7 protein-coding genes and 2 pseudogenes are annotated in these 6,103 nt (G+C 43.2%); 2 read left to right on the forward strand and 7 right to left on the reverse strand.

Annotation, left to right across the window (positions count from 1 at the left end; genetic code table 11):
* Positions 1 to 346: transposase (locus tag ABD76_RS02310; protein WP_197253963.1), on the forward strand; the 346-nt coding region annotated here is incomplete at its 5' end.
* On the opposite strand, the gene ABD76_RS02315 is transcribed toward ABD76_RS02310, so the two are convergent.
* The 6 genes and pseudogenes from ABD76_RS02315 to ABD76_RS02340 all read right to left on the reverse strand — a co-directional run bounded on the left by ABD76_RS02315 (position 343) and on the right by ABD76_RS02340 (position 5,064).
* Positions 343 to 927: a hypothetical protein gene (locus tag ABD76_RS02315; RefSeq protein ID WP_197253964.1), complete on the reverse strand. Its 585-nt coding sequence runs from the start codon at positions 925 to 927 to the stop codon at positions 343 to 345. The two genes, ABD76_RS02310 and ABD76_RS02315, sit on opposite strands and share 4 nt — an antisense overlap.
* 146 nt (positions 928 to 1,073) lie before the next feature.
* The gene (locus ABD76_RS02320) at positions 1,074 to 1,937 is read right to left on the reverse strand and encodes an aminoglycoside phosphotransferase family protein (protein ID WP_197253965.1); all 864 of its coding nucleotides are present in this window, start codon (positions 1,935 to 1,937) and stop codon (positions 1,074 to 1,076) included.
* Positions 1,938 to 2,515: 578 nt separating this feature from the next.
* Positions 2,516 to 3,148: an immunity protein Imm33 domain-containing protein gene (locus ABD76_RS02325; RefSeq protein WP_197253969.1), complete on the reverse strand. Its 633-nt coding sequence runs from the start codon at positions 3,146 to 3,148 to the stop codon at positions 2,516 to 2,518.
* 99 nt (positions 3,149 to 3,247) lie between these two features.
* Positions 3,248 to 3,499 (reverse strand): DUF7660 family protein, encoded by a 252-nt coding sequence (locus tag ABD76_RS02330; protein WP_197253966.1) that lies wholly within the window; start codon positions 3,497 to 3,499, stop codon positions 3,248 to 3,250.
* 114 nt (positions 3,500 to 3,613) lie between these two features.
* A pseudogene (locus ABD76_RS02335) lies at positions 3,614 to 4,067 on the reverse strand (transposase); the annotation flags it as partial.
* Between the two features lie 589 nt (positions 4,068 to 4,656).
* Entirely contained in the window at positions 4,657 to 5,064 is a 408-nt protein-coding gene (locus tag ABD76_RS02340) for a hypothetical protein (RefSeq protein ID WP_197253967.1), read from the reverse strand.
* Between the two features lie 94 nt (positions 5,065 to 5,158).
* Here ABD76_RS02340 and ABD76_RS02345 point away from each other — a divergent pair, with 94 nt between their 5' ends.
* Positions 5,159 to 5,548, forward strand: a complete 390-nt coding sequence (locus ABD76_RS02345; protein WP_197253968.1) for a ParB N-terminal domain-containing protein — start codon at positions 5,159 to 5,161, stop codon at positions 5,546 to 5,548.
* A gap of 390 nt (positions 5,549 to 5,938) precedes the next feature.
* Here the strand turns inward: ABD76_RS02345 and ABD76_RS29125 are convergent.
* A pseudogene (locus ABD76_RS29125) lies at positions 5,939 to 6,103 on the reverse strand (IS1380 family transposase); the annotation flags it as partial.

The following is a 6,103-nucleotide window of genomic DNA, read 5'->3' on the forward strand; positions in this document are numbered from 1 at the left end:
CCGAAACAGAGCTAAACGGATTCAGCTAACGGGTTCTTACCGTCATCTGCAAAAGTTACGAACCCGCTGTGAGCATGTGTTTGCTGAAAGCAAAGTTGCGCATGGCATGGATCGTGCACGGAGCCGCGGACTCGACTGCATGCAAGAACAGGCGCTACTGACGGCGATCGTTCAAAATCTGAAAAGACTATGCCGGTTTGGGAAAAAGCGATCTCGAACTGGTATGTCGGCATGCCAAAAAACGAAATCCGTGAGGACAGAGGCGTTGTCACGCCTACTCATTTCAGCGCTGGCTGAGTTGTTTTACTCGTTTTGCATGTCCATCAGACGGCTACAACTGCACTAATTCACTGGACTTTTAGATATAAGATCACAAATGTAAAATTCATACTTACCAAGAGCCTCGATAGTAGACAATTGTGCTGATTCTTCTTTTATTTTTTCAATAATTTTATCTTTATACGATGCACTCTTAACCATAACGAGACCAACCTCGTTTTTACCGACATCCAAGTTCCCTGTTCTTCCAGTATGCTCAAACATTCTTAAAATTTCTATTTCTAGAAAATCCAATCTCATCACCAGGTCTAAAAATGTCTCTTTAAAATCTGAATGATAAGTAGCAGATGTACTCGAAACCAAAATATTTCTAAAGATCATTAATTTCTGTTCACTTTTAGTTTCAACAACACGTTTAATTATCGTCATACACATATCATTAAAATCTTCGGACGTAAGAATGTCTTTATTTAAGGTAAGTCCCACACCCTGCAAATAATCTAAAAACCGCTCTATAAAATTATTTATTCTTCTTTGAGCGATATTTCCTCTTATTTCCAATAGTTCGTTGATGATTCCACCGCAGGGCAGTTCTGATACAGCAGCTTTGGTTATCCCAATGATAACTTCTTTCAACTCATCGTTCATTTAGTAAAACCTCTATTTTTAAAGAATTTTCAAAGAGGATCCTAACTACCACATGCATATTTACTCGGATCTCAACTAACCTTAAAGTCTCTTGGCTTCCCAAAATGGAAGGTGCCCAAGAATCAATTTTTATAAGATTCCTTTTATCAAAGTAACTCCTCATTCAAATGCCGATTCCCTTTCAATAGGCTCCTTACTCTTGACATCGTGCCTTTTCGGGTAGGCAAATAAGACATTCTGTGAAGCAATATCCACCTTAAGGATGCCATTGCCTCGAACAGCTCCAGTTCCTCCTGTGTATAGGGAGTTTCCGATAAAATGGCAGAAAGATAATGGGAACTTGACCGCATGCCGCCATATATCCTGATCAGAACCAATGACCAGGCGATATCGTATCTAGGGTCGCCAAGCTGTCCGTTTGTCCAATCGATTAGGGTATGCGTCCCCCCCGCTTCCAACACATTCCCTATATTAAAATCCCCATGAATCAGGCAATCTTGCTTCATATCCGCTCGTTCCATGAGTTGAACAAGCAGATCTCGAAGATCAACATGTTCTTCAATCCCAGGAAAAAAATAAGGAATAAAATCATGCTTGGGAAGCGCCAATTCATCTATATCTTGGATGGGCATTCGATGTACCCGCGTTAACATCATTGTAAGCGTTTTAAATAAAGACTGATTTACTTTGACAATAGGACTCCCGTCAAAGCTGGTTAATAAGACCGGATTTTCGTCTCGATCAAGCCCCCAACCATACGGTTTGGAAACGGGCAGCCCCCGACTATAAAGTGCTTCTAAAAGCTTATACTGCGCATGGACATTCGGCTTGGAGTCCCGATTCCATAGTTTGAGCACAAAATGAAGCCCGCCTATGCTGACTTTCGTTACCTCTGCTTCCAGACCGGGCTTTATGGGATGAATGGCGACGCCCGACTCCTCTGTCTGGAGCAGTAAATGTGCCTCGCTACGGATTTCCATCCAATCTATGTCTCGAATAGAATTCGTCAACGCTTCTCTTCCTTTCCAGGGGCCTTATCTTATCGTTGTATTCCTGGCACCTGCTCCTACAGACTACCCAAGACTGGTCTAGCCCTTCAAAAAAAGTAAAAAAATTCTGCAATCTTCATTGCAGACTCAATAATTCAAGCTTGTCTAAGTCGATGTGAAATTTTCCATTCAGTAATATATCCAGACCAAGCAACCCGTTGATGTTATGGTACTTAAAAGAAGTAAAAGTCCAATGAAACGTTTCTTAAAGTGTAATCCCCGATCGCTATGGATTGAATAGTCTTTGTAAAAGCATGTTCCTTCCCGCCAATACCAAAGCTTGCAATAATATCGTCTTCCACTGTTACTTTGATTCCAATCCAATGACGATTTCGGTAAATAACAGCCCATCTTTATATTCGATTTTCATGACAAATAGTTCCTCAACCCGGCATTCCTTCGAATTTTCACAATTACTTTATCCTTAGAAGTATGATAAACGAGAGTCTTGCCCTTACTTTCTAGTAGTTCTTGAGTAGCTTCCTCATCTGTTACCGGTCCAATAACAGCAACGTCTTTCTTTGACCTACCCACAAATCTTAACCGTTGTTATAATCATCCCAATCAAAATCATGAATTTTCACAAACCTCCCTGTCTCTTGATCACGTTCATAGGCACACTGAGGTTCATCTTGGATAAACGCCAAAACGGAATCATCCATATTCAAAATGGCGCCAATGGAAATCACTTGCAGGTTATCGGGATCATTCACATAATCGTCATCTTCATAACCGCTAAAGACGATCCATCCCGTATCTTCATCGTCTCTAGGATAATCCCTTAACAAGAAATTGAATTCCTCTCTTTCGAGAACATCATTGCTTACAATGATCTTGCTGTCGAAATAGTAATTCCATATATGTTCCTCAGGGTCTCTATATTCGGTATCGCAAATATGTTCTTTTGAAAAACTTACGGTATGGCCGAGCCCTAAATTGGTGAGTTTGACTGGATGGTTTATTAGTGTACCTATAAAACATTCGCCATCCAATTTTGCAATTTCGACCCACATTCGTTCGCAAGCATACTCCTCTTCCGTTTCCGCCGACACAAAAATAAGTTTGACTTTATCGCTCTCTTGAAGCTTCTCAATTACGGAAGGGCTTGGAATATAGAAGGTGTAGGGGGCCTTTTTATTTCTTTCCACAGCGCTGTCGAGCAACCAACTCATCATAATCCTCGCTTTTTCGTTTATTGTAGTGAACTCCGTCATGTTGAAGTGCTCCAAGTTCCTTCACGGCGCCTCTGCCTTCTTCGCCGCTGCTCGAGGCTACTCATAACTCTTTCCCATATACAGGATTTGAGCACATCGCTTCCATGGGTTATCGGGTTTGTTATAGTAGGAGAGACCGTCGATCGACGCCAATCCCCATTCCGAAGCGCCTTCCAGAAAAGCTTCTATCGAATCATTCTCCCACTCTTCTGTATGGTTTGCTCTGTCCTTTCTAAGCTCGTTCATAAAGTGGAGAAAGGATTTTTCATCTGTCACTTCATCTATCAGTTCGAATAGTATCTTATTCATCTTTTAACCTTTCAATCCTTTTTCATTTTCCTTAAGAAATTGCACATCACGACTCTATTCATCATTGCCTGCTCCAAAAGCTTTTATAATCCGACTCGCCATTAACGAGCCGGCTACGATGGCACGCATAATCTTGTTTTTGTTCGCGCTGGCTTTCACATGCGTTCGCATCAATAAAGAGTACGTCAGGTTCAAGGAAACCATGGCGAGCAGCTTCTTCGAGGATGCGATCAAAGATAGCTTCAAATAGTGCCGTATCCCGAAAACGACGTACTTAATTTTTACCCAGCGTGGAGAAGTGAGGGAAGGGTTGACTGAAGTCATATCCAATAAACCAACGGTACGCGATATTGGTTTCAATTTCCTTCATGGTCTGGCGCATGGAGCGAATCCCGAAAAGGCATTGAATAAGCGCTAATTTAATTAGAACAACTGGATCAATGCCAGGGCTACCGTTATCTTCACAGTAGGCATTTCGAACCAAGTCATAGATGAAGTTAAAGTCGATGGCGTGTTCGATTTTACGGACCAAATGATCCTCTGGTACAAGCTCGTCCAAGGAGACCATGGAGATTTGGGAACGTCCTTGGTACCCGTTTTTCGCAACATATTCAAGCACTCCCGCACGAATTAATTTTCTATATTATACCATATTAATGCGCTCCGCCAATACTGCAAGAATGCAGCAATTTCATTGACACGAGGTTGCGAAAATACGATTACTGCAAAAATACAGCAATTACCCTACGGCAAGGCATAAATAGCATTCAAAATGGAGAAATAATGTAATTTTGCAGGATTTCCTCAAAATTTATCCTCTTGAGGTTAAAAATGCTGCGCCTGTGCAGCATTTTCATGCGGGGAACAGCTTGCTTCATGCGCGGACCCACTTGCCCTAACCTAACCTGTTCTGCCTTTCCCGGCCCCGCCCATCCTAAGAAAATAACTGTCGACAGGACTTTGTCGACAGTCTGAAGCACCTCTTTAGGTCCTTTTTCTTTTCCCAGAAAACGACGAATTATAAGCCGATTTGAGGAACGTACGTTCTAAATGGGGTAGAAAGGATGAGGATTAGAAAACGGCAGGGCGGGGCCGTAGAATCGCTGTGCGGACGTATTACGCAGGCACCCGCGAGAAACAAACACAACTCAATCTTCTTAAAAAAATTTTGTTATTGGCACAATAGCCTCGGCCCACTCTTTAAATGCGTCAGGAGTAACTATAATGTCAGGGGTATGTGCTTGCCAAACTGCATATCCTGCCATATTCTTTAATGCGTCATCAGGAATTGTTTCATTCCAAACGTCTTCTCGACTTGGATCCCCTATGTAGACACCATCGACACCATACGTGCGGGTATCAGTCGCATGAAGGATGTCGCCAGAAGCATCTGTAAGAAAAACAACAACAGACCCAGTAAATCCTTCCCAATGATCAGAAGTCCACGTTTTTGTAGTAGCGTCAATTCTTCCATTTGCTGAAATTGTAAATCTTGTCTCCATTCTTCTATGGTCTCCTAATTCATCGTGCTTAGAACCATGAACTGGAAAAGAAATCATTTTCATCAACCTTTCCTTAAGCATTTTTTCGATATTAATGTTCACCAAATGAAAGAATAAAATTCTGTATTTTGATTATTTTTACTTAGAGGTTACAGGAATGAACAGCAGAATCATGCCGATAGAGCAGATAAATGTAGCTGCCTACAATCCTCGCGTTGACCTGCAGCTGGACGGCCCTGAATACCAGAAGCTTCGCCGCAGCATAGAGGAGTTCGGCTACGTTGAGCCCATCGTCTGGAACGAGCGAACCGGGAACATGGTCGGCGGGCATCAGCGCTTCAAAATCCTTGTTAACGAGCAGGGGCGCACGGAGGTAGAGGTATCCGTCGTTCACCTGGACAAGTCGCAGGAGCGGAGGTTGAATCTGGCCTTGAACAAGGTTTCTGGCCGCTGGGATGACGAGGCACTGGCCCGGCTGCTCGGCGAGCTCCAAGCCGAGGGTGCCGACCTGAGCCTGACCGGATTCCAACAGGATGAGATAACTTAAAACGGAGAACGACAAAAAGCATCCGAACGCAATTCAATTGGAAGCCGGTGAATTTGTGTCTCTCATCCAAGTGAATACGGATTTCGTCCGGGAGCGCATCCGTAATAAGGCCATCAATAAGACATTCACAATTCCAAAATGGCTAAACGATGCTGCTGCCGAGGAAGGGATCAACTTCTCTCAGACGCTTCAGGATGCATGGAAGGAGAAACTTGGTGTTAAAGACTTCTCCTGAATCCGTGAAAGGGTTACGAATAAGAGAACCATCACTATCAGCTGTAACGATAGGCGCAGAAAGCAGAGGTGATGACTCGATTCACTTGAAAAAGACATCACGAAACAAAGCTTCCCTTGTGCAAAGCTTGAACGGAAACATAGGTTCGCAATCTATTATCCCGACAAGGTCCCGTAAATGCGCTGGAATGTCTGAAACCATGGACTATGTCTTCCGAAGCGGAGCTTCGTTTGTCTGGCATGCTCTACCATTCGAGAGGCCAGCCAGATCAGATTTTCGATGACCGTTTTGACCCGCCTGCGGCTGACTTTGTTTCGAAG

The sequence above is a fragment of the Paenibacillus dendritiformis genome, assembly GCF_015845845.1.
Taxonomy (GTDB): Bacteria; Bacillota; Bacilli; order Paenibacillales; family Paenibacillaceae; genus Paenibacillus_B; species Paenibacillus_B dendritiformis_C.

Coding starts and splice junctions, on each gene's coding strand:
- ABD76_RS02315 (WP_197253964.1), bottom strand. CDS start 927: ATGAACGATGAGTTGAAAGAAGTTATCATTGGGATAACCAAAGCTGCT.
- ABD76_RS02325 (WP_197253969.1), bottom strand. CDS start 3,148: ATGAGTTGGTTGCTCGACAGCGCTGTGGAAAGAAATAAAAAGGCCCCC.
- ABD76_RS02330 (WP_197253966.1), bottom strand. CDS start 3,499: ATGAATAAGATACTATTCGAACTGATAGATGAAGTGACAGATGAAAAA.
- ABD76_RS02340 (WP_197253967.1), bottom strand. CDS start 5,064: ATGAAAATGATTTCTTTTCCAGTTCATGGTTCTAAGCACGATGAATTA.
- ABD76_RS02345 (WP_197253968.1), top strand. CDS start 5,159: ATGAACAGCAGAATCATGCCGATAGAGCAGATAAATGTAGCTGCCTAC.